Origin of the sequence: Aquabacterium sp. (assembly GCF_029946005.1) — a bacterium.
GTDB lineage: Bacteria > Pseudomonadota > Gammaproteobacteria > Burkholderiales > Burkholderiaceae_C > Aquabacterium.
The window spans coordinates 112,785-136,432 of sequence record NZ_JAQSDR010000038.1; the positions used below are offsets into that span (position 1 = coordinate 112,785).

Here is a 23,648-nt window from a genome sequence, read left to right on the forward strand (position 1 = left end):
GACCACGCCATGCCGCACGCCGACCTGGAATTGCGTTTGCTGATGGAGGCGATCTACGCCAAATACAGCCATGACTTTCGCGATTACTCGGGCTCGTCGCAGCGGCGGCGCGTGCTGTACGCCTTGCAGCAACTGGAGTGCGACACGATCTCCACCCTGCAGTCCAAGGTGCTGCACGACCCCACGGCTTTTCAAAAGCTGCTGGACATCCTGACCATCCCGTTCAGCGAGATGTTCCGCGACCCCAGCTACTTCCTGGCCTTGCGCCAGCACGTCATGCCCGTCTTGCGCACCTATCCTTCGCTGAAGGTGTGGATTGCCGGGTGCAGCACCGGTGAAGAGGTCTACTCCATGGCCATCCTCTTGCGTGAGGAGGGCCTGCTGGAGCGCACCATGCTCTACGCCACCGACATCAATCCGGCCTCGCTCGACAAGGCGCGCCAGGGCATCTTCCCGCTCGCCAATGTGCAGACCTTCACCGCCAACTACCAGGCTTCCGGGGGCACGGCGGCGTTTTCCGATTACTACACCGCGGCCTACAACGCCGTGAAGTTTGACCGCACGCTGGCCGACAACATCACCTTCGCCGACCACAGCCTGGCCACCGACCATGTGTTCTCCGAGATGCAGCTGGTGTGCTGTCGCAATGTGCTGATCTACTTCAAGCGCAACCTGCAGGACCGGGCCCTGGGGCTGTTCCACGAATCCCTGTGCCACCGGGGCTTCCTGGGCCTGGGCTCGAAGGAGAGCCTGGACTTCTCCTCGTTCGCCGACCGGTTTGACCCTGTGGTCAAGTCCGAGCGTGTGTTTCGCAAACGTTGACGAGGCCTCCCCCATGTCACCACACACCAGCACCTCGTTCGATCCTGAATCACAGGCCATCCAGGCCGTGGTCATCGGGGCGTCGGCGGGGGGCGTTGATGCCCTGATGAAGGTGTTGGTGGGCTTGCCCGCTTCGTTCAGCCTGCCCATCATGGTGGTGTTGCACCTGCCCGAGGACAAGCCCAGCCGCCTCCCCGAGATCCTGGCTTACCGTCTGCAGCTTCGCGTGTGCGAGGCCATGGACAAACAGCCCATCGAGCCCGGCACGGTGTACGTGGCGCCCACCGGCTACCACCTGTCGGTCGAGGCTGACCTCAGCCTGTCGCTCAGTGGCGAAGCCCCCGTCAACTACTCGCGGCCCTCCATCGACGTGCTGATGAACTCGGCTGCGGACGCTTATGGGGTGGGCCTGGTCGGGATCTTGCTGACGGGTGCCAATCACGATGGTGCGCAAGGCATGGCCCGCATCAAGGCGCGTGGCGGCTGGACGGTGGTGCAAAACCCCGAGCAGGCGCAGTCCAACACCATGCCTTTGGCGGCCATCCGAATGCGGGCGCCCGACCTGATCCTGTCGCTGGGCGACATCCACGCATTGCTGCTCAAACTGGGACGAGAAAAATCATGACCGACGACCGCACCAAGCTGTTGATCGTGGACGACCTGCCGGAAAACCTGCTGGCCCTGAAGTCCCTGATCCAGCACGAAGACCACCTGGTTTACCAAGCCTCGTCCGGCGAGGAGGCGCTGGGGTTGTTGCTGGAACACGAGTTCGCGCTGGCCATCCTGGATGTGCAGATGCCGGGCATGACCGGCTTCGAGCTGGCCGAGTTGATGCGCGGCACCGAGAAGACGCGGCACATCCCGATTGTCTTCGTGACCGCCGCCAACCGAGACCGCAGCCACGCTTTCAAAGGCTACGAGAACGGCGCGGTGGATTTTCTGTACAAGCCGCTGGACAGTTGCGCGGTCAAGAGCAAGGTCAGCGTGTTCGTGGACCTGTACCGCCAGCGCCAGCAGATGCAGCGGCAAGTCGAAGCGCTGGAGGACAGTCGCCGGCAGCAGCATGCCCTGTTGACCGAGTTGCAGGCCACCAAGGTGGATTTGCAGAACGCCTTGCAGATGCGCGACGACTTCATGTCCCTGGTGGCGCACGAGTTGCGCACGCCTTTGAGTGCCTTGTCCATCGACATCCAGGTGCGCCAGAAGCACCTTGAAAAAGGCAACGCGGATTTCTTCGGCCCGCAACAGCTGTCGGGCATGTTCGCCAAGTACCGGCGCCAATCACAGAGCATGACGCGGCTGATCGAGGACATGCTTGATGTCTCACGCATCCGCAATGGCAAGCTGTCCATCCGGCCCTCGACCACGGACTTGTCCCGCTTGCTGGAGCGCCTGGTCGGCGATTTTCCCAGGCTGGACAGTGACAGCGTGATCAGTCTGAACATCCAGCCGGGCGTGACGGGGTTCTGGGACGAGTTCCGCATCGAACAGGTCGTCATCAACCTGTTGAGCAATGCCTTGCGCTATGGCGCCGGCAAGCCGGTGGAGGTGACCCTCACGGCCTCGTCCGGGGTGGCGCGCATCGAGGTGCGCGACTGGGGCATCGGCATCGCGCCAGACGCTCAGCGGCGCATCTTTGAGCAGTTCGTGCGCGTGGCCGACCCCGTCGCCCACACCGGGCTGGGCTTGGGCTTGTACATCACGCAGCAGCTGGTCGAGGCGCATGGGGGCAGCATCAGCGTGCAAAGCCAGCTGGGCGAGGGTTCGGTGTTCGTCGTCACACTGCCTTTGGCGTGAGCAGTGGCGTCACGTTCGCGTGGCCCGAGTCGGGATCGCCATCCGGCTGGGTTTGCTCCACCAGCTTGATCAGCTTGCCGCCCGACAGCACGTGGATCTCATCGCCTTCGCTGAGGCTGTGTTGGCGGTGCGTGATGATGAAGCGGCCGCAGCCCAGGTGGTTGATGGCCTCTTGCACATGGCGTTCGGTCTCGAAGTCCAGGTGGCTGGTGTACTCGTCCAGCAGTAAAAAGCGCGGCTGCTTGTACAGGGCGCGCGCGAGCAGCATGCGCTGCTTCTGCCCGCCCGACAGCGTGGCGCCCATGCCGCCCACCAGGGTCTGATAGTCCATGGGCATGCGCAGGATGTCTTCGTGGATGCAGGCTTGCCGCGCGGCCAGCATCACCTTTTCGGGCGTGGCCTCGGTGTCGTTCATGGCGATGTTGTCGTAGATCGAGCAGGTGAACAACTGGTCGTCCTGGAACACGGTGCCCAGCACCGAGCGGAAGGCCTCGGAGCCGATGCGGCTGATGGACACCCCATTGACCAGCACCTCACCCGATTCAGGCGTGACCTGGCCCGACAGCACCTTCAACAAGGTGGACTTGCCGCAGCCCGAAGGGCCCACCACCGCGATCGCCTGGCCACTGTGCAGGGTCATGCTGATGTCGTCCAGCACCGGCGCTTCACCCATCGCGTAGCGGAAGGTGACGTTGCGCAGCGACAAGGTCATCGGGCCATCGGTCTTCAAGGAGGCCTCGGCTTGGGCGGGCGAGGGCGGCTCGGGTTCGGTCAGCACGATGTCGGCCAGGCGCTCGCCTTGCAGCTTGAGCAGGCGCAGGTTGATGACACGCTCCAGCAGCTCGGAGGCGCGTTGCAGGAACTGGCTTTTGTAGGCCAGAAAGGCCACCAGCATGCCGATGGAGAACTGCTCGTCCAGGATCATGCGCGCGGCCAGGTAGATCACCAGCGACTGCTCCACCGCGCTGATCAGGCCGTTGACGCCCTGGTACAGCAGGCTGATGCGTTGCTGCTTGACCGAGGCGTTGACCATGGCCACCTGCTGGTTCATCCAGCCACCCACGCGCCAGCCCGGCTTGGCGAAGAACTTGATGGCGGCCACACCGCGCAGGGTCTCCAGCAAATAGGTTTGCGCATTGGCCTCGCGCACGATGGTTTCTTCGGTTGCTTGCCGGTAGGGCTTGAAGACGGCAAAGCGCACGATGGCCTGCAGCACGGCCACGGCCAGCACCACCATGGCCATCGTGGGGCTGTAAAAGAACATCAGGCCCAGCGTGATCAGGCTGACCGCGCCATCCAGCACCACTTCGACCAGGTGGTTGGTGATGGTGTCCTGGATGGTGTGGACGGAGCCGAAGCGCGACAGCACATCGCCCGTGTGGCGCTTGTCAAAATAGGCCAGCGGCAGCTTGAGCATGTAGCGGAACACATTGGCGCTCGACGACACGCGCCAGGACAGGCTGGCCCCCAGCACGATCCAGGTGCGCACCAGGCGCGTGCCCAGCGACATCACTGCCAGCAGGAAGATGCCGATGGCCAGCACGGCCAGCAGCGGTGCATCGCGCGTGACCACCACGTCGTCGATGATCCACTGGCTGAGCATGGGCATGAGGATGCCGAACACCTCCAGCACGATGGACAGCAGCGCCATCTGGCCGAAGGCGCGCCACAGGCCACGCTGGCCGGTGAACAACAGGCGCAAGTCAAACGGCGTCTTCTCTTGCTTCTTCTCGAAGCTGGTGCTGGGCGACAGCTCCAGTGCCACGCCAGTGAAGTGCGGGCTGGCTTCCTTGAGGGTGAGGGTGCGCTCGCCCAGGGCTGGGTCGAGGATGGTGATGCGTTGCGAATCGGCCTTGGTCAGCACCACGAAGTGGTTCAGGTTCCAGTGCAGCAGGCAGGGCGTTTGCAGTTGCGGCAGCTCGTCCATCTCCAGGCGCACGGCGCGGTTGGCAAAGCCCAGGTGCTCGGCGATGTTCATCAGGCGGGCCAAGGTGGCACCGCGCGATGACAGCTCGAAGCGGCGCCGCAGAGTCAGCAGGTCGGTCTCGTGGCCGTGCGCGCTGGCGACCATGGCCAGGCAGGCCAGGCCGCACTCGGCCGCTTCCGATTGCAGGATCAGTGGCGTTGACTTGCGCGGCCACAGGGAAAGCAGATTCGTGCTCATCAGAGTTTTCCGCTGAAGGCGAAGAGGGGGTCGAGCATCCAGCGGATCAGGCGGCGTCGGTCGATTTCAATGTCGGCCGTGAGCGTGTGGCCTGGCCGCAGGGCGATGTCGGTGCCATAGGCCCGCACCTTGGGCTGGTCCAGGGCCACGCGCACGATGAAGACCGCGCGTCGGTCGGTGCCGCCTTGGGGGTTGCCGCTGGCCATGGGCACGTCGGTCTGCGACACGCTGCGCACCGTGCCCTGGTACTGGCCAAAGCGCTGGTAAGGAAAGGCGTCGTAGCTGATGCGCACGCGCTGGCCCGCCTTGATGAAGCCGACCGAGGTGCTGGGCAGGTAGAGCGTGGCCTCCAAGGCCGACCGCGTCGGCACGATGGAAGCCAGGGCGGTGTTGGCGTTGACGCTTTGGCCCGGCGTGGCCAGCAGGCCCGAGACGATGCCATCGATCGGCGCCTTCAGCAGTACCTGGCGCGCGCCATGGCGTTGCACTTCTTCCTGCTGCAGGCTGAGCAGATCGCGGCCCAGGCTGGCCTGGTCAATGCGGTGCTGGGCCTGCAGGCGTTGGCGCTCGTCCTGCGATGCGGCCAAGTCGCCTTCCGCCGCGCTGCGCTGGCGCTTCAAGGTTTGCAGCCGCGCGGTCTGGTCCAGCAGCAACTGGCGTTGCTGCTCGTACTGCAGGTCGGAGATGATGCGTTCGTCCAGCAGCGGCTTGAACTGGTCCACCAGCTTGCGGGCCGAGGCGATCTGCTGCTCTTGCAGCTGGGCCTCCTCGCGCAGGGTCAGCAGGTCGCGGCGACTTTGGGCGATACGTTGGTCCAGCGCGGCCAGGGACGCGGTACTGGCCTGGGCCTGGCCTTCGGCCTGGTTGCGCATCTGGCTGCGCTGGCCTTCCAGGTTCTTTTGCAACAGCGCTTGCGTGCTGCCCGCGTCGCTGAAGCGTTCGTTGCTGATCTCGGCGATCACGTCGCCCGCCTTGACGGCCTGGCCTTCGGTGACCAGCACGCGCTGGACGATGCCGGGCTCCAGGGGGACGACCATGGCCACGCCATCGCGGGGCTGCACCACGCCTTGCACGCGCTCCTTCTTGGTGTAGTGACCAAAGACCAGCACCGCCAGCACCAATGCGGCCAGGCACAGGAAGAAGACAGTGAGGCGGCCAGCACCCACGGGGCGGATGTCGATGGAGGGGCCGGACGAGGTGTCTGAACGCGCGTCCAGAACCTCCTGGCGGAACAGGGATTGGGCAGGGGTGCTCATGGCGTGCTCTCTGCCAGCAAGGGCAAGGGGGCGGTGTCAAAGAGGGGCATCAAGGGGGCAAGGTGGTCGGCATCCAGCTGGTCCAGCAGCGACAGGATGGTGACTTGCGCGGCCAGCGCGTTGACGCGCGCGCTGACCAGGCTTTGCCGTGCGGTGTAGATCTGCTGCTGGGCGTTGAGCAGGTCGAGGTTGGTGCGCAGGCCGGCCACGAAGGCTTTGCGCAGCGCGTCGTACGTGGCCGAGGCGGTTTGCTCGACCTGGCGCTGCAGGCTGACCACCTGGCGGGCCTGAGACAAGGTTTGGTAGGCATCGCGCAGGCTCGATTCGACCTGGGCCTGGGCTTCATCGCGGCGGGCTTCGGCCTGGATCAGCAGGGCGGCGGATTCGCGGGTGCGGCCTTGCTGCAAGCCACCTGTGAACAAGGCCCAGTTCATCTGCACGCCGATGGCACGCTCCCGTGTGGTCTGACGTTGGCTGAAGCCGTCCAGTTGGGGCACCTCACGGACCAGGCTGGTGCTGGCCACGGCATCGACCGTGGGCTGCCAGCGTTCGGCGGTGCGGGCCTGGTCGGTGGCGGTGGCGGCCTTGACTTGGGCGAGGGCGTCACGCAACGGGGGGTGGCGGCTGGGGGCCAGCAGCAAGGCCTCGTCCAACGATGACACGGCGGTCGGCAGGTCCGGACTGTGTTCGTTCAAGCCGGTGGCCAGCGTCACCGCTTGGTGGCTGAGCCGTTCCAGCGTCAGCTTCTGGGTGGCCAGGCGGGTGTCCAGGTCCTGGACCGCGACACGGCTCTGGTCGATGCGGGTGCGCGTTTCCAGCACATCCAGGATGGTGCCCGCACCTGCTTGCAGGCGCCGGTCGTTGATGCGCCATTGCTCTTGCAGCAGATCCTGCTGGGCCAGCGTGAGGCGGCGTTGTTCGGCCGCTTCGATGGCCATGAGGAAGGCCATGCTCAGTTCGCGGGCCACGTTGGTCCGGCTTCCTCGCGCCTGCCATTGCGCCTGTTCGGCTTGAGCGGCCTGGGCCTGGGCGGTGGCCTGGTCGGCCGCGCGCCACAGCGGCAAGGTGGCCGAGATCGACAAGGCCGTGGCGGGCGTGTTCACCGTGGTGTCGTTGATCTGCTGGCGGCGCCGACTGGCACTGGCGCTGGCATCGGCCCGGGGCATCCAGGCGGTGGCCCAGGCTTGTTGGCTCAGGGCTTGAGCGGCCTGCGCGCCGGCGTCAAAGGCGCGGTTGGCGGCCGCTTGCTGGTCGGCCGCCAGCAGCATCTGGGGCCAGGGCGTGGCGCCTTGGTCGCCTGCAGCTGGCGTTGGTTTTGTCCCATGACGTGAGGTGGTCGGCTGCGGATCTTTCAAGGTGCTCAGGGACGTGGACCAGTGCAACGCCAAGGAGCCGGAGGCCAGGGCCGGCAGCGAGGTGAGCAGCAGGCTCAGCGCCATGGCGAGTCGGCCCACGAGGGCTTGGCATGCAGGGCCAAGCCACCGAGGTTCATCGCGGAGAAGGGGTGACACGGTGTGCAGGCGAGAGGAAGGCATGGAGAAGGAGGCCGGGCGCTGGCATGAAAAAAACCCGCCTGGCTGCGACGGCCGGGCGGGTTTTTCAAACCTTCAAGCTGCTCAGGGCGCAGCCTTCTTCGTCACGTAAGGGATCTTCGTGGTCGAGAACAAGTTGATCGCGTAAATGCCAGCATTGATCAGGGGAACGCCATACGAGTTGTACTCGGCGCGGTGGATCGCGTCGATGAGGCTTTCGCCGCCGCTGACTTGGGACACTTCCTGGGTGCTCAAAACTTTCATGTTTTTTCCTTGTTTCAATGGTTTTATGAATGTGCCTTTGCAGGGCACACAAGGAATTTAACGGCGGCCGTTTTGGCGCCATTTCGGGGAATCCCTGGCCACCCTTCAGATCGGCGGAGGAGATACCCCTAAATCAGGAAGTTTTGAATGTCAGTTTGTCAGATATTGATCCTGCCGTCGCAAATTGACCCTGCGGGTGTCGCAATGACGCTGCAGAGGCTGGCCTGGACTCACAGCCAGCCCGCGCGCCGAAAGCGCCAATACAGCACTCCGCAGGTGGCCGCGATGAGGCCCAGCGCCGCCGGGTAGCCCCAGCGCCATTGAAGTTCCGGCATGTGGGCGAAGTTCATGCCCCAGATGCCGGCGAAGGCCGTGGCCACGGCGAAGATGCCCGCCCAGGCGGCCAGGCGTTTGGTGGTCTCGGACTCTTCAATCGTGGCCATCGACAGGTTCACCTGGATGGCCGTGCCGATGGTTTCGCGGAAGGTGTCCAACGAGGCATTGATGCGGGCCAGGTGGTCGTACACATCGCGGAAATAGTCGCGGGTGCCCTCACACACCAGGGGCACGCGTCCGCTGGTGAGTTTGCCGGCGGACTCCAGCAACGGGGTCACCGCGTGCTTGACCACCGTGATCTTTTGCTTGAGCGCGTACAGGCGCTCCACATTGCCGCGCGCCGTGCCGGGATTGAAGATCTGCGCTTCGATGGCCTCCAGCTCGCCTTCCAGCGCTTCAATCACCGGGAAGTAACGGTCCACCACCGCGTCCATCAAGGCATAGAACACAAAGCCGGCGCCCAGCTTGAGCAGGTGCGGCTCGCGCTCGGCCCGATCGCGCACGCCCAGCAGTCCCTGCTGGCAGCGGTTGCGGATGGAGATCACGTAGTTGGGGCCCGCGAACACATTGACCTCGCCGACCTGGAGTTCGTCGGTGGCGGTGAACTCGACCGTCTGCAGCACGGCGAACACCATGTCGCCATACTCTTCCACCTTGGGCCGCTGGTGCCCATGTCGGGCATCCTCGATGGCCAGGTCGTGCAGGCCGAACTCCTCCTGGACCTTGGCCAGCTCGGCATCGGTGGCATCGCGCAGGGCAATCCAGACAAAACAGCCGGGCCTGGCCAGGTAGTCGCTGATGGCATCGGGTTCGATGTCGGCCAGCCGCTTGCCCTCCTGGTAGGCCACACAGTTGATCAACATGGTGATGCTCCTGGTTCAGTGCGAAGGCGCGGTGCTAGGCTGCCAACGGCGTCGGCGGGGCAGGCCGTGCGGCGATGAACGCGCCGATCGACACCAGCACCAGGCCTGCGATCAGCTCCGGCGTCAGCGGCTCGTCCAGCAAGGGGGCTGCTGCCACGCCCGCCAGCACGGGCACCAACGCAATCATCGACCCCATCCTGGCGGGGCCGATGGTGGACACGGCCTTGAGGAACAGCAGCATGGCCACGATCGTGGTCCCCACGCCCTGGTACAGGCCCTGCAGGATCAGCGTGGACCAGGGGGCGGCCTCCAGGTTTCGCGGCAGGAACAAGGCATAGATGGGCAGGTACAGCGCGGCCGATCCGATGGCCAGCACACGCGTCAGCACCCACGGGCTGAAGCCCCAGCGCTTGGCGAGCACGCTGTAGATGGCCCAGGCCACCGAGGCCAGCAGGAACAGCAGGTCGCCCAACAGCACCGCCGGGTCCCAATGGCCATGAAGGATGGACGGCGAAGCCACGCACAGCACGCCCAGGCCAATGGCGACCAAGCCCTGGAGTTGCTGCCGCTGGGCGCGTGTGCCCATGATCAGCCAGCCCACCAAGGGGATCAGGAAGGGCTGGATGCCGGGCAGCAGAATGCCGGCGTGGCTGGCCGGCGCGAACTTGAAACCCGAGTACACCGCCAAGCCGTAGATGACCCCGCCACTCATGGTCAGGGTCCACAGGCGGGCGTCGGTCCAGCTGCCCGGGGGCAGGCTGCCGACAAAGGGCAAGAGCAGCAGGGCGGCAAAGCCCAGGCGCAGGGCCAGCACATCAAAAGGGGTCAGCACGCTTTTGCCGCCCAGGCGCGAGATGACGATGAAGCCGGACCAGATGGCCACGGTGCCGATAGCGGCCAGGTAGCCTTGCAATTGTTCGCGGTCGTTCATGGGTGGCGCTGCTCCGATGAGCGCAGCATAAAGCCCGGGCCGCGGGCGTGCTCAGGCGGGCAGCGTAGCCCGGGGCAGGTGCAGGGCCAATGTCTGCGCCAGGTCTTGCGAGCGGAAGGGCTTGGACAACTGGCCATTCATGCCCGCGTCCCGGCAGCGGTCGCCGCAGAGCTCGGGGGCGTTGGCCGTCAGCGCCACGATGCTGATGGGGGTCGCGCCTTCCAGGCGTTCGCGGGCACGGATCTGCCGCGTGGCTTCATAGCCATCCAGCACGGGCATCTCGCAGTCCATGAGCACCAGGTCGGCCTGCTGGTCGGCCAGCCAGTCCACGGCCTCCCGGCCATTGACGAGCATGGTCACCCTGACACCCAGCAACTGCAGCTCGGCTTGCGCCACCAGGGCGTTCACCGGGTTGTCCTCCACCAGCAGCACGTGGGGTTCGGACCACGGGTCGGGCCAAGCGGTCTGGTCGGCGCCCGCCCCGTCGAGTGCCCCTGGCTGGCTGGTCCGCTCATCGTGAACGACCGGCAGGGGCAGATTGAAGGTGAAGAGCGAGCCCACGCCGACTTCGCTGCGGCAGTCCAGGTCGCCGCCCATGGCGCGGCACAGCTCGCGCGAAATGGCCAGGCCCAGGCCGGTGCCACCATAGCGGCGCTGGTAGGTGCCCTCCGCTTGGTGGAAGGCCTCGAAGACGCGGGCCTGCTCGTGAGAGGGGATGCCGATGCCGGTGTCCTGCACCTGGATGCGCACCTCGCCGCTGAGGGCGTCGCGCGTGGCGTGCAGGCGCACGAAGCCTTTGCTGGTGAACTTGAGGGCGTTGCCCAGCAGGTTGTGAAGCACCTGGCGGATGCGGACCGGGTCGCCCATGACGAATTCATCGCGGTCCAGCTCCAGCTGCACCCTCAAGGCCAGCCCGCTTTCGGCGGCACTCACGAAGGTGGCCTCTGTCACCTCCTCCAGCAGGTCGCGCAGCTTGAAGGGGCGTTCGTGCAAAGGCAGGCGGCCGGCTTCCATGCTTGAAAAGTCCAGGATGTCATTGATGACGCTGACCAGGTGCTCGCCCGAGCTGCGCACCAAGTCCAGCCGGTGCACCGCCTGTGCATCCTGCTCGCGCTGACGCAGCAGGCGCACCAAGCCCAACATGCCATGCAGGGGGGTGCGCATTTCGTGGCTCATCGTGGCCAGGAAGCGCCCCTTGGTGTCGCTCAACATCTGGGCCTGCTTCAGAGCCTGGGCCTGGGCCTGGGCCACCATCTCGCTTTGCAGCCGCAGCCGCAACAGTTCAATGATGCGCAGGTTGGAGCGGCGGGCCTCCATGATCAACGCCACCATCAAGCCGGAGATGGCCAGGGCGCAAAACCAGCCCAGGCCATCGTGCCGGGTGGAGGCGTACACGGCATTGGGCAGCAGGATCGGGATGATGAACAGGCCGGCGGTGATGAAATCGACATGCAGCATGCAGGTGGCCAGGGCCGCCACCCCGATCAGCACACTGATGCTGACGATGGCGATGTCCAGCTGGTGAATGGGCGTGATGGCCCAGCCCAGGGCACTCCACGCGATGCTGTCCAGCAGGGCCAGGAGGCGGTACACCTGCAGTTCGTGAGGGCCTGGCGCCCCGGGGATCGATCCGCGCAGGTGAGAATGCGCCATGCGGGCGATGGAGATCAGCACGCGCGCGGCGAACCAGGCCGCCAGCAGTCGGTGAGGCACCTTGTCGTGCAGCACCGCGACCACCCCGATGGCCGTCAGCATGCCAAAGACCATGGAGAAGGACAGCCTCTCGTGCAGCGCCCGATGCCGACCCTCGGTGACGCGCGCCTCCAGCTCGGGGTCGGGTGCGGCGTTCTGAGCAGAGAAAGGCAGGACAGGGGACGACATGGGGAGCGGCGGTCGGAATGGAGTACAACAAAGCCAGTCTCCAGTGTCGCCGTCTGCCGCTGTTTTGCGTCGGGAAATGCCCGCGCACCCGGGCGCAGATCATGACGAAATGCAGCTTTGTCCACCCTTGAATGAGGGGCGCGGCCACATCGGGTATGGTGGCCGCCATGCCTCACATCATCCAAGTCACCCAGCTGTCCAAAACCTACGCCTCGGGTTTCCAGGCGCTCAAGAACATCAACCTGGACATCCGCCGTGGTGAGATCCTGGCCTTGCTGGGCCCCAACGGCGCCGGCAAAACCACGCTGATCAGCACCATCTGCGGCATCGTCACCGCCAGCGCGGGCACGGTGGTGGTCGATGGCCACGACAACGTGTCCGATTACCGCGCCGCACGCGAACTGATCGGCCTGGTGCCGCAGGAGCTCACCACCGACGCCTTTGAAACGGTGTGGAACACGGTGTCCTTCAGCCGGGGCTTGTTTGGCAAACCGCCCAACCCGGCCTACATCGAGAAGGTGCTGAAAGACTTGTCGCTGTGGGACAAGAAGGACAGCAAGATGATCACGCTGTCGGGTGGCATGAAGCGCCGCGTCATGATCGCCAAGGCCCTCTCGCATGAGCCGCGAATCCTCTTCCTGGACGAGCCGACAGCCGGGGTGGACGTGACCCTGCGGCGCGACATGTGGAACCTGGTACGCCTGCTGCAGAAGTCGGGCGTGACCATCATCCTGACCACCCACTACATTGAAGAAGCGCAAGAGATGGCCGACCGCATCGGCGTCATCAACAAGGGCGAGATCGTGCTGGTGGAGGGCAAGGACGAGCTGATGCGCAAGCTGGGCAAGAAGCAGTTGACCTTGCAGTTGCAGGACGCGCTGCCCCAGTTGCCTGCCAGTCTGGCCGACCACGCGCTGACCTTGTCCAACGAAGGGCGCGAGTTGACCTACACCTACGATTCGCTGGATGAGCGCACCGACGTCACCGCCTTGCTGTCCAGCCTGCAACAGGCCGGCATCAGGTTCAAGGACATCCAGACCAAACAAAGTTCGCTGGAAGACATCTTCGTCAATCTGGTGAAGGACAACGCATGAACTGGCACGCCGTCAAGGCCATTTACGCATTCGAGATGGCGCGCACGCGGCGCACCTTGATGCAAAGCATCATCTCGCCCGTCATTTCCACCTCGCTGTACTTCGTGGTGTTTGGTGCGGCCATTGGCACCCGCATCCAGCAGGTCGATGGCATCAGCTATGGCGCCTTCATCGTGCCGGGCCTGATCATGCTGTCGCTGCTGACGCAGAGCATCTCCAACGCATCGTTTGGCATCTACTTTCCCAAGTTCACCGGCACCATCTACGAGCTGCTGTCGGCGCCCATTTCGCATTTTGAAATCGTGCTGAGCTATGTGGGGGCGGCGGCCACCAAGTCCATCCTGTTGGGCTTGATCATCCTGGCCACGGCGGGGCTGTTTGTGCCGCTGCAGATTGCGCACCCCTTCTGGATGCTGCTGTTCCTGGTGCTCACCTCGGTGACCTTCAGCCTGGTCGGCTTCATCATTGGCCTGTGGGCCGACAACTTTGAAAAGCTGCAGGTGGTGCCGCTGCTGATCGTCACGCCGCTCACCTTCCTGGGGGGCAGTTTCTATTCGATCAAGATGCTGCCACCCGTCTGGCAAACCGTCACCTTGTTCAACCCGGTGGTGTATTTGATCAGCGGTTTCCGCTGGAGCTTTTACGGCATGGCCGATGTGGACGTGGGCACCAGCCTGGCCATGACCTTGGGCTTCATGGCCGTGTCGCTGGCCATCGTGGCCTGGATCTTCAAGACGGGCTACAAGCTCAAGCGGTGAGGTGAGCCTGGGGGCTGCAGGCAGGCCTGATTCGGCGTGATGCAGTTGGCAAATGAGCCTCAATGATGGGGTGTCGCTCAAGATTCCCTTGGCGCGGTCGATAGCACCGCATGCGACACACGCTTGACCATTTACTGGACAGCTGGACGCCGGCGAACCGATGTTTGCTGGCCGTGCTGATGTCGTCCCCGTTCTTTGTCCTCTTCTGGGTGTTCAACAGCGCGGCATTTCTCAATGCGGAAGTGGCCCGGGGGGTGCAGCAGGGGACGATGGTCGCCTTGCAATCATTCTTGAGCGTGGTGCTGGTGATCAGCATCGGGACGGGGGCCTGGTTGTGGCCGCGTCGCGGGCTGCCTGACCGGGTGCCCACGGCCAATCTGGTGGTCACCTTCAACATCGGCCTGGGCTACCTGGCCATTGTGGTGGCCACGGGCGCCTTCACCACCGGCATGGCCTTGGTGCTGCTGGGCGTGCTGGCCGTCGGCCTGCTGCTGTTCAGCGTGGCCACCATCCTGCGCGTGTTCATCGCGTGCTTGCTCATCCACTCCGGCCAGGACATCTTGGTGATGGCGGGCTGGCTGCCTTACGCGCCCCTGTTGAATGCCCAGGCTTTCGAGGGCGGCGTGCCGACGTGGTGGTTGAGTGTCTGGCAAAACACGGTGTTCTACCTGGGTTGGGCCATGATCCTGACTTTGGTGTTTGTGCTGTTCACTCGGCTGGATGGCTTGCACCTGCAGTTGGCCAAGCTGTCTTACACCGACGTGCTCACAGGCTTGTCCAACCGGCGCTATTTCATGGAACGCCTGACCTCCGAATCGCGCCGCTACACGCGCTCGGGCGTGCCCTACAGCTTGATCCTGCTGGACGTGGACCACTTCAAAAGCATCAACGACCGCTATGGGCACCACGCTGGCGATGAGGTGCTGTGCCGCCTGGCCCAGATCCTGACTGAAGGTGTGCGCACCCCCACCGACCAATCGGCCCGCATTGGCGGCGAAGAGTTCGCCGTGCTCTTGCCCGACACCTCTTTGGCCGCCACCGAAATGGTTTGCCGCCGCATCGCCGAGGGCCTTCGCCAGCACACCTTCTACATCAAGGGTGAGAGCTTTCACCTGACCGTCAGCATGGGCGTGGTCGAGTGCCGTGGCGAACCCATTGAAGATGCCTTGAAGGAGGCAGACCGCAACCTGTACAAGGCCAAGCAAGGCGGTCGCGATCAGGCCATCTATTCCATGGTGACGGAGGTCACGCCATGAACTGGGCACGACGCTGGCGAGACCTCAAACCCTGGCTGGCCGAACAATTGCTGGCCCGGCGGCCCGTGATCAGTTGCCTGCTGTTCTCGGCGGCCGCCATTCCCATGTTGTTGGTGTTCACGGGGCTGCAGACGTTTGCGCTACTTCACCCCGAGGCGCGGGCCTTCTACCACCCGGACGCCTTGATGGCCACGCAGGTGCTGCTCGTGTCGGTCATCGTCGGCCTGGCGGGCGTCAGTTGGTACTGCTGGGGGCGGCGCAAGATCGACGCCGCCTGCAACTGGCTCCCCATGCTCACGGTCACCCCCACGGTGCTCATGTTGATCGCGCTGGCCATTGCTCATGGCTTGAAGGACACCCCGGTCAGCGTGTCTGTGCTGACCGCGATTCTGCTGGCGCGCGCCTTGTTCGATTTCAAAACGCTCAAGCCCAGCCTGGTCATTGGCGCGGGCATGGTGCTGGCCAACGAAGCCTTGGTGGCAAAGGGGCTGGTGCCCTATGCACCGCTGCTCAGCGGGCCCGTGTTTTCGGGGGATGGCCTGGCGTGGTGGTGGCAAATCTGGTGCCGCGTGGTCCTTGACTTCAGCCTGCTGTCGTTTTCGTGCATGGTGTTTTTCTTGTTCAGCACACTGGGGCAACGTCGGCATGAGCTGGAGAACCTGGTGCGCACCGACATGCTGACCGGCCTGGCCAACCGCCGCACCTTCATGACCCAGTTGGAGATCGAATCGCACCGGCACGCGCGCAGCAAGCGCCCCTTCTGCCTGGTCATGTGCGATGTGGATCATTTCAAGAAAATCAACGACACCTGGGGCCACCCTGCGGGCGATGCGGTGCTGGTGGAGTTGGGCCGCATCCTCAAGAGCACCACGCGCGAGCAGATCGACACGGCCGCGCGCATTGGTGGTGAGGAATTCGCCGTGCTGCTGCCCGAGACCGGGCTGGACCAGGCCGAGCGCGTCGCCCAGCTGATGTCATCAGGGGTGCGCTCGCAGATCTTCGTCTACGAGGGCAAGCAGTTCAGCGTGACCCAGAGCGTGGGCATCGCCCAGGCCTGCGAGGGCGACGGTGATGGCGCCATGCGCGTGGCCGATGACAACCTGTACATCGCCAAGCGACAAGGCCGTGACCGCATCGTGGCCTCGGTGGCTGCGGCCGCAGCTGCGGCGTCACCAGAAGCCAGGGTGGCCTGCGGCCTGAAGTAATCTGCCCTCAGGGCAAGGCAGGGCGGCGCTGGAACCAGGGCCGAGCCTCTTCCAGCTGCGCGGCCAACTGCAGCATCCACACTTCACTGTTCAAGGGGCCCACAAACTGCACACCCAGCGGCAAGCCCTGTGGCGTCCAGTACAGCGGCACCGACATCGCGGGCCGACCGGTGAGGTTGGCCACTTGCGTGTACGGTGTCCAGGCCAGCGTTTGGTGGATCAGGTCATCCAGCAGGCTGGTGTGCCGCAGCAGCCCGGCCACGCCCAGCGACAGCAGCAAGCGCGAGCCCATCTGCAAATGCGCCGGGGTGGCGTTCTGCCCAATGGGCAGGGCCGGCCCATTCAAGGTCGGGGTCAACCACAGATCGTGGCGGCCGTGGAAGTCAGCCAGGGCCTGCGTGTAGGTGTGCCAGCGCATCTGGCAGCTCACCAGCTCCGGCCCCGAGGTGCCACGGCCCAGCGCGGCCATGATGCGGGTGTCGGTCTCGAACGCGGTGATGGGCGCGCCGGTTTGCTGGCGAACCTCGGCCACCAACACGGCCTGCATGCAGAACCAGGCTTGCAAGAAGTCCTTGGACAAGGCCATGCCATCGATCGCCGGTTCGGCTTGTTCAACGTGGTGGCCCAGCGATGACAGCAGGCGGGCGGCGTCTTCCACCGCAGCCACGGCTTGCGGGTCCACTGGGGTGCCCAGGGGCGAGGCGGTGCTGAAGCCAATGCGCAAGGGGCGGGGCGGCCGCTTCAAGGCGCTCAGGTAAGAGCCTTGCGGCAACTGGTCGGACGCGGGCATCCAGTAGGGCGCGTGGGGCTCGGGGCCTTGCAGCACGTCCAGCATGGCCGCGCTGTCGCGCACGCTGCGCGAGACCACGCCTTGCACCGCCGCGCCAAACAGGCCTTCGCTGGCCCCCGGGCCCATGGACACGCGCCCACGCGCGGGCTTGAGCCCGAACAGGCCGCAGGCCCCGGCGGGGATGCGGATGGAGCCGCCGCCATCGTTGGCGCCGGCCACGGGCACAATGCCCGCCGCCACCGCCGAGGCTGACCCGCCGGACGAGCCCCCTGGCGTGCGCCCGGTGTCCCAGGGATTGCGCGCCGCCTTCCATTGGTCGGGTTCGGTCACGTTCTTGGAGCCGAACTCCGGTGTGTTGGTCTGCCCGAAGATCACCAGGCCAGCTTGTCGCCAGCGCTTGACGACATCGCTGTCCTGTTCGGCGGGCTTGCTGGCCAAGGCCCGGCTGCCGTAGCTGCACGGCACGCCCGCGATCTCCTGGAACAGGTCCTTGACCAGAAAAGGCACGCCCGCGAAAGGGCCCGACAAGGGACTGGCCGCCGTGGCACGCGCCGCGTCATCCTGGCGGCGAATCACGGCGTTCAAGGCGGGGTTCACTGCGTCAGCGCGGGCCATGGCCGCGTCCAGCAATTGCCGGGGGCTCACCACGCCCCGGTCCACCAGGTCGGCCAAGGCCAGGGCATCGTGTGCTTGGTACTCGTCAAAGGTCATGCAAAGGCTTTCGTTCGGGGCGAGGCTGCATTCTAGGCAGGCGTCACTGGCTTTCGCCGATACTGCCCGGTTGCCGAATGTGGAAGAGATGAATGGTTGCAAGTGATGGTGAGTCGGCCTTCGGGTCGCCGGGGTCCAAGAAGTTGATCACTGCGCAAGAACTGGAAGAGGCCTTGGTACGCCGAACCTTCTGGTTCCTGGCCGCCTGCGGCATCCTCATCCTGCTGCCCGTGAAGCTGGCCTGGTTGCTTCAAGGCGGGCGCGTGGTGGGGTGGCTGGGCATGCTGGAGTTGGTCACGGTGCTGTGGTGTTCATGGCGCGTCTGGACCAGCCAGACTGGCGCCTCGCGTTACCTGAGCGTTGGGCTGGCCATCATGTACCTGCAGGTGGGGGCGGTGGCCTGGCTGCAAGGGGGGCTGAACGCACCAGCCTTGCGTTGGCTGGCCGTGCTGCCCATCATGGCGATCGTCGCGGGCAACCTGCGTTTGGGTTTGGGCTTCTGCGTCGCTTTCGTCGTGCAGATCCTGGTGATGGCTTTTTACGAGCCGCCTTACCTGGCCGCGCTGCGGCCCATGGTGCTGCCCAACGCACATGCACAAATGGTGGTGGCCACCGTGGGCTCGGTGATGTTGTCCTCGGCCTTTGGCTGGATCGCGGTTCGCTGGCGCGCGCAGGTGCACCAGGTGCTGGAGGTGTCCCACCAGCAAGCCCAGCGCGGCAACGAGGCCAAGCAGCGCTTCCTGGCCATCATGAGCCACGAGATCCGCACACCGCTCAACGGCATCGTGGGCACGGCCTCCTTGCTGCGGCAAAAGAGCATGGCGCCGTCCGAGCAGCGGCAAATGCTGCACCTGCTGGACCACAGCGCCCAAACGCTGCGCAGCCTGCTCAACGATGTGCTGGACTGGGCCAAGCTGGAGGCCGGCCAACTCGATGTGCGCGAGGAACCCGTGCGCTTGCACGACCTGGTGGCGGACAGTGCCGACCTGTTCGCCGTCACCGCGTTTGACAAGGGCGTGGAGCTGACCCACAGCTTCGAGGGTGATGTGCCTGAGGTGCTGTTGGGTGACGAGATGCGCTTGCGACAGACGCTCAACAACCTGGTCTCCAACGCCGTCAAGTTCACCAGCCAGGGTGGGGTGCATGTGCACTTGTCCACCGAGCCTTCACCCGATCCGCACGATGCCCGCTTGTGGGTGCGCATCGAGGTTCAGGACACCGGCATCGGCATGACCTCGGAGCAGGTGGCCAGGTTGTTCCAGCCCTTCGCCCAAGCTGACCAGTCGACCACGCGTCAGTACGGCGGCACGGGCCTGGGCTTGTCCATCAGCCGCGAGTTGGCCCGCTGCATGAGTGGCGACATCGTGGTGTCCAGCCGCTTGGGTGTGGGCAGTTGTTTCGTGATCCGCTTGCCCATGGGGGTGGCCCCAGCCACCACCGACGAGTGGCCCGCGGCCACCGCCTTGGCCGGCCGACGCCTGCGCCTGGTGACGGGCAGCGTGGGCTTGCGCCGACAGGTCCAATCCCTGTGCCAGGACCTGGGACTGGTGCTGGCACCCGATGACGCGGACGGTGCCCAGGTGGACGCGGTGCTGGTGGACGCGGCGGTGTGGTCCCCTGGCGCGACGCCTGCCCAGGCTTGGTCTTGGGGTGGTCCGGGTCAAGCCAAGGCCTTGGTGTCTTCGGCCATGGATGAGCCGGGTGTCAATCTGCCTTCAGGGGTGCTGCACTTGTACAAACCTTTGCGCGCCCATGCCCTGGCCGATTGGCTCCAGGGCATCGGGCCCGCCACGGACGAGCCTGAGCCAGCCGCCCAACCCCGGCCGACCTTGCAGGTGCTGGTGGCCGAAGACAGCGAAGTCAACCGCGACCTGTTGAGCGAGATGCTGTCGCATTGCCAGGCCAAGGCCGAACTGGTGGGCACGGGTCTGGCTGCTGTCCACGCTGCTCAGGCACGGCGCTTCGACCTCTTGCTGATGGACTACCAGATGCCGGTCATGGATGGCCTGGCCGCGACCCGCGCGATCCGCCGCCATGAGGCCGAACATGGTGGGCCTGCGCTGCCCATCGTGCTGATCAGTGGCGAAGTCAATGTGGAATGCCACGCCGTCTGGCGTGCAGCCGGCGTCAACCACATCCTGTGCAAACCGTATGCCTTTGATGAACTGGCCCGGGTGCTGGCGACCATCAAGCCAGGCCCCGCAAGCTGATCTTGCAGGCGGGTGCCCCAAAAATACAAATGCCGACGATGAAATCCATCGTCGGCACCGGGGTTCACACCCTGCCCCTGTGACGGCCTTTATCGGTGTCCGATGAAAAGCCGGGGCGGTGCCAGCACACAGTCAAGCGTGCTGGCCATTCCTTGCTTGAAAATTCAGTGCTGATTCAGGATCAGGTCAGCCTGCTAATGTAGGCAGACTCTGCGCTGCGCCAACTCAGCCCAACCACCCCAAAAACAGACCTTATCCAGAGACTGACCGGGCAATCCGTGGTGGTCCTCAAGTAGTTGGTTCGCGGGCCGAAAACAGGTGAGGCCTTCATGACTGGTGAGACTCCATCAGCCGGTGTGCCCCCGCCATTCAGCGTCTTTCTCGGATATGCCATGACTTTCAATCAGATGACGGTGGGCAAGCGCCTGTACGTTGGCTTCGGCCTGGTGTTGACGATTCTCGTGGCAGTCACCGCGGTCGCGATCGTCAAGGTTCATGCGATCAACGCGGCCCTGCAGGTCAACAGCGAGGAGCATGCCTCGATCCAACGTTTTGCCATCAACTTTCGGGGTTCGGCGCATGACCGTTCAATCGCCATCCGCGATGTGGTGCTGAGCACCTCGCCGACCGAACGGCAAAGTGAAGTGGCGGCCATCGAGTCGTTGGCAGCCTTCTATGCCCAATCAGCCGGACCTCTGGAAAAACTGATTGGAACGGCCCACGACGCGTCCGAGCTGAACCAGCTCTATGGGGCCATCAAGGCCATCGAGGCGCAAGCCGTGGCCACCACCAAGTCCGTCATCGACAAGGTCGGCCAAGGCGATGCTGCCGGTGCCCAGAGCCAGCTTTGGTCGCAGGCCAAGCCGCAATACGTGCAGTGGCTGGGCGCGATCAACAAGTTGATCGACTTCGAAGAGGCGCGCATTCAGGCGCAAAACAAGATCGCCCGGGATGAGGCCGACGGGTTCCTGGCCGTGATGTTGGCGGCGCTTGCGCTGGCGTTGCTTTGCGGGGTGGGCCTGGCCTGGTCCATCTCACGCAGCATCGTGAGGCAGTTGGGAGCCGAGCCTGATGCTCTGGGCAACGCGGCCAAACGCGTGTCGGCCGGAGATCTGCAGCCCGTGCCCGGTGCGGCACAAGCACCGCCCGACAGTGTGTTGGCCTCCTTGGGCGTGATGCAGGCCAGTCTGGCCCAGGTGGTGGGTCAGGTTCGAGAGGCTTCCGATTCGATCGCCACGGGGTCATCGCAAATTGCCATGGGCAACTCGGACCTGTCGCAGCGAACTGAGCACCAAGCCTCCAATCTGCAGCAGACTTCAGCCTCGATGACGCAGATGAATGCCAGCGTGAAGAACAACGCCGACACCGCGCGCCAAGCGACTCAGCTGGCCTCATCGGCCAGCGCGGCCGCCGCGAAAGGCGGCCAGGTGGTTCATCAAGTGGTCTCCACGATGGACGACATCACCGCCAGCTCCAAGAAAATTGTCGACATCATCGGGGTCATCGATGGCATCGCTTTTCAGACCAACATTCTGGCCTTGAACGCCGCCGTCGAGGCCGCCCGGGCGGGTGAGCAAGGCCGCGGATTTGCCGTGGTGGCCAGCGAAGTTCGCAGCCTGGCGCAGCGAAGCGCCGAAGCGGCCAAGGAAATCAAGTTCCTCATCGGGGCCAGTGTGGAAAAGGTCGAGGTCGGCTCCAAGCTGGTTGAGGATGCCGGCGTCACCATGGATGACATCGTGTCCCAGGTTCGGCGCGTCTCCGACCTGATCGGTGAGATCAGTGCCTCCACCATCGAACAGACCTGCGGCATTGGGCAGGTCAGTGATGCGGTGAGCCAGCTTGACCAGGCCACGCAGCAAAATGCCGCCCTGGTTGAAGAAAGTGCCGCCGCCGCAGAAAGCCTCAAGCAACAGGCGGCCCGCTTGTCGGACGTTGTTCGGGTTTTCAAGCTCGTGTGACCAGCATGCAGAACCCGTCTTTCCCTGTCGGATTTGTGCCTCTGTCGGGCACCCCGCAAGACTGCAGTGACTGCGGCAAGGCTGAGCGTGTCGGGTTCGATTTTGACTACGCCTTCCAGCCCATCGTTGATGTGGACCGCCATGAGGTCTTTGCCCATGAGGCGCTGGTGCGTGGCCCCAATGGAGAAGGGGCCATGACGGTTTTGTCCCAGGTCAATGAGCAAAACCGCTACAGGTTCGACCAGGCTTGTCGGGTCAAGGCCATCAAGGGCGCCAAACGGCTGGGCATGCAGCAGCGCATTTCCATCAATTTTCTGCCCAATGCCATCTACAAGCCGGAGCTGTGCATTCGCACCACCTTGGAAGCGGCACGCGCGCACGGATTCCCGGTCGATCAAATCATTTTCGAGGTGACCGAGGGCGAGCGGGTGGAGGACGGCCCCTGGTTTGCCCAAATCCTGCGCGAGTACAAACGCTGCGGCTTCATGACCGCCATCGATGATTTCGGAGCGGGTTATGCGGGGCTGACCTTGCTGGCCGATTTCCAGCCTGACCTGATCAAGATCGACATGGCGTTGGTGAGGAACATCGATGCCAACCCGGCGCGGCAGACCATTGTCCGCAGCCTGGTGCGGATGTGTGACGACCTGGGTGTCAGGGTCATCGCCGAGGGCATTGAAACGGCCAACGAGCGAGATTTTCTCCACGATGCCGGGATTCGGCTGATGCAAGGCTACTTGTTCGCTCGTCCCGCATTCCAGGCCCTGGCCGTGGTTGAGCCAGCCGCCTGGGGCTCCGGGGTCAGCTAGGAGTGCAGGGGGCCGCCGTGGCCTCTGTATTCTGACGGCGCCACGCCTTCCCAACGTTTGAAGGCCCGCCGGAAGTTGGCCTGGTCGTTGTAACCCAGGCTGTATGCAATTTCCTGGATCGACAGCTGGCGGCCTTTCAGGTGCTGCAGGGCCAGCATGTGGCGCACTTCTTCGAGGAGGTCATGGTAGGAACTTTTTTCATCCAGCAAGCGCCGGTGCAGCGTGCGCGGCGTCAGGTGGAAGAGCCGCGCCGTGACCTGCAGCGAAGGGAAGCCGTTCTGCCGCTCCAGCAGGATGCGCCTGACCCGGGCGCTCATCGACGTTTGCTCGGCACGCTTGTCGAGCTCACGCTGGCAGATGCGCGCAGCCTCTTCAAAACTGGCCGGGTCGGCCGTGCTCAGCGGCTCATCAAGCACGTGCACGGGCACCGCGAAGCCGGTCCACGACTGGCCGTAGTGAACCTCGCACTTGAACATGTCCCTGGCCAGTGCCAGATGCTCAGGCTGCGGCATGCTGAAGCAGACCCGCGTGACCTGGCATTGCCCCATGGTGATGTGGTCGAGCAGGTTCTTGACCGTCAACACGATGGCTTCCATCACGGCGGTTTCGATCTCGCCCAGCGGGCGGGTCGGCTCGAAGAGGAGTTCCATGTCGCCACCCTGGATGCGGTGACTGACCGACACCAAGGTGGTCCGCACGCCAATGAAGCGCTCGAACAGGTCCATGGCCTGGCGCAGGGTGCCGCTGTTCATCGCGGCATAACCCAGCATGCCGTGCGTGTTGATGCGCAGGCGTTCGCCGACCAGCAGGCCCAGGGCCGGTTCATCGGAGATCCGCAAGCCCTCGCTCATCAGGCGGTGGAAGGTGGTGTAGTTCACACCCCGCGTGGAGTCGGCCAGATCGGCTTCGGTCAGGCCAGCCTGGGCCAGCCAGTGCGGGACGTCGATGTTCATCCCCGCCACCAGTTCGGCAATGAGACGGACGTAGTGAACCGGGAGCGTGAAATCGTGC

At 64.5% G+C, this 23,648-nt stretch carries 19 protein-coding genes; 10 read left to right on the forward strand and 9 right to left on the reverse strand.

All coding sequences use genetic code 11. The features are described 5' to 3' along the window. Positions 1–9: 9 nt before the first annotated feature. From PSV38_RS18780 to PSV38_RS18790, 3 genes are read left to right on the forward strand one after another with little or no spacing between them, the layout of a single operon-like run. Positions 10–822, forward strand: coding sequence for a CheR family methyltransferase (locus PSV38_RS18780; protein WP_300550218.1), 813 nt, complete (start codon positions 10–12; stop codon positions 820–822). 13 nt (positions 823–835) lie between these two features. Beyond that, positions 836–1,447 (forward strand): chemotaxis protein CheB, encoded by a 612-nt coding sequence (locus PSV38_RS18785; RefSeq protein WP_300550220.1) that lies wholly within the window; start codon positions 836–838, stop codon positions 1,445–1,447. Further along, positions 1,444–2,619 carry a hybrid sensor histidine kinase/response regulator gene (locus tag PSV38_RS18790; RefSeq protein WP_300550222.1) on the forward strand — a complete coding sequence of 392 codons (1,176 nt, stop codon included), beginning with the start codon at positions 1,444–1,446 and terminating at the stop codon, positions 2,617–2,619. Before PSV38_RS18785 ends, PSV38_RS18790 begins: the two co-directional genes overlap by 4 nt. Here the strand turns inward: PSV38_RS18790 and PSV38_RS18795 are convergent. The 7 genes from PSV38_RS18795 to PSV38_RS18825 all read right to left on the reverse strand — a co-directional run bounded on the left by PSV38_RS18795 (position 2,600) and on the right by PSV38_RS18825 (position 11,846). Continuing rightward, positions 2,600–4,783, reverse strand: coding sequence for a peptidase domain-containing ABC transporter (locus PSV38_RS18795; protein WP_300550224.1), 2,184 nt, complete (start codon positions 4,781–4,783; stop codon positions 2,600–2,602). The two genes, PSV38_RS18790 and PSV38_RS18795, sit on opposite strands and share 20 nt — an antisense overlap. Continuing rightward, the gene (locus tag PSV38_RS18800; RefSeq protein WP_300550226.1) at positions 4,783–6,039 is read right to left on the reverse strand and encodes an HlyD family efflux transporter periplasmic adaptor subunit; all 1,257 of its coding nucleotides are present in this window, start codon (positions 6,037–6,039) and stop codon (positions 4,783–4,785) included. The genes PSV38_RS18795 and PSV38_RS18800 overlap by 1 nt, the downstream gene beginning before the upstream one ends. Further along, positions 6,036–7,493, reverse strand: coding sequence for a TolC family protein (locus PSV38_RS18805; protein WP_300550228.1), 1,458 nt, complete (start codon positions 7,491–7,493; stop codon positions 6,036–6,038). The genes PSV38_RS18800 and PSV38_RS18805 overlap by 4 nt, the downstream gene beginning before the upstream one ends. Positions 7,494–7,655: 162 nt before the next feature. Then, complete coding sequence (locus PSV38_RS18810) at positions 7,656–7,835, reverse strand: hypothetical protein (RefSeq protein WP_300550229.1); 180 nt, start codon at positions 7,833–7,835, stop codon at positions 7,656–7,658. A gap of 230 nt (positions 7,836–8,065) precedes the next feature. Beyond that, entirely contained in the window at positions 8,066–9,034 is a 969-nt protein-coding gene (corA, locus tag PSV38_RS18815) for a magnesium/cobalt transporter CorA (protein WP_300550231.1), read from the reverse strand. 34 nt (positions 9,035–9,068) lie between these two features. Then, positions 9,069–9,965, reverse strand: a complete 897-nt coding sequence (locus PSV38_RS18820) for a DMT family transporter (RefSeq protein ID WP_300550233.1) — start codon at positions 9,963–9,965, stop codon at positions 9,069–9,071. A gap of 51 nt (positions 9,966–10,016) precedes the next feature. Then, positions 10,017–11,846 carry an ATP-binding protein gene (locus tag PSV38_RS18825; RefSeq protein ID WP_300550235.1) on the reverse strand — a complete coding sequence of 610 codons (1,830 nt, stop codon included), beginning with the start codon at positions 11,844–11,846 and terminating at the stop codon, positions 10,017–10,019. 167 nt (positions 11,847–12,013) lie between these two features. On the opposite strand from PSV38_RS18825, the gene PSV38_RS18830 reads away from it, so the two are divergent. From PSV38_RS18830 to PSV38_RS18845, 4 genes are all read left to right on the forward strand, one after another. Then, positions 12,014–12,940: an ABC transporter ATP-binding protein gene (locus PSV38_RS18830; protein WP_300550236.1), complete on the forward strand. Its 927-nt coding sequence runs from the start codon at positions 12,014–12,016 to the stop codon at positions 12,938–12,940. Continuing rightward, entirely contained in the window at positions 12,937–13,698 is a 762-nt protein-coding gene (locus tag PSV38_RS18835) for an ABC transporter permease (RefSeq protein ID WP_300550238.1), read from the forward strand. The genes PSV38_RS18830 and PSV38_RS18835 overlap by 4 nt, the downstream gene beginning before the upstream one ends. Before the next feature lie 179 nt (positions 13,699–13,877). After that, on the forward strand, positions 13,878–14,954 hold the full coding sequence (locus PSV38_RS18840; RefSeq protein WP_300550240.1) for a GGDEF domain-containing protein: 1,077 nt from the start codon (positions 13,878–13,880) through the stop codon (positions 14,952–14,954). Continuing rightward, complete coding sequence (locus PSV38_RS18845; protein ID WP_300550241.1) at positions 14,951–16,159, forward strand: GGDEF domain-containing protein; 1,209 nt, start codon at positions 14,951–14,953, stop codon at positions 16,157–16,159. Before PSV38_RS18840 ends, PSV38_RS18845 begins: the two co-directional genes overlap by 4 nt. 7 nt (positions 16,160–16,166) lie before the next feature. Here the strand turns inward: PSV38_RS18845 and PSV38_RS18850 are convergent, their stop codons facing one another. Next, positions 16,167–17,660 (reverse strand): amidase family protein, encoded by a 1,494-nt coding sequence (locus tag PSV38_RS18850; RefSeq protein WP_300550243.1) that lies wholly within the window; start codon positions 17,658–17,660, stop codon positions 16,167–16,169. A 92-nt stretch (positions 17,661–17,752) separates the two neighbouring features. On the opposite strand from PSV38_RS18850, the gene PSV38_RS18855 reads away from it, so the two are divergent. The 3 genes from PSV38_RS18855 to PSV38_RS18865 all read left to right on the forward strand — a co-directional run bounded on the left by PSV38_RS18855 (position 17,753) and on the right by PSV38_RS18865 (position 22,637). Next, positions 17,753–19,870, forward strand: a complete 2,118-nt coding sequence (locus PSV38_RS18855; protein ID WP_300550245.1) for an ATP-binding protein — start codon at positions 17,753–17,755, stop codon at positions 19,868–19,870. 392 nt (positions 19,871–20,262) lie between these two features. Continuing rightward, entirely contained in the window at positions 20,263–21,828 is a 1,566-nt protein-coding gene (locus tag PSV38_RS18860; RefSeq protein WP_300550247.1) for a methyl-accepting chemotaxis protein, read from the forward strand. Positions 21,829–21,833: 5 nt separating this feature from the next. Beyond that, positions 21,834–22,637: an EAL domain-containing protein gene (locus tag PSV38_RS18865; protein ID WP_300550249.1), complete on the forward strand. Its 804-nt coding sequence runs from the start codon at positions 21,834–21,836 to the stop codon at positions 22,635–22,637. Here PSV38_RS18865 and PSV38_RS18870 read toward each other — a convergent pair. Beyond that, positions 22,634–23,590: an AraC family transcriptional regulator gene (locus PSV38_RS18870; protein ID WP_300550250.1), complete on the reverse strand. Its 957-nt coding sequence runs from the start codon at positions 23,588–23,590 to the stop codon at positions 22,634–22,636. The genes PSV38_RS18865 and PSV38_RS18870 overlap by 4 nt on opposite strands. Positions 23,591–23,648 lie beyond the last annotated feature (58 nt).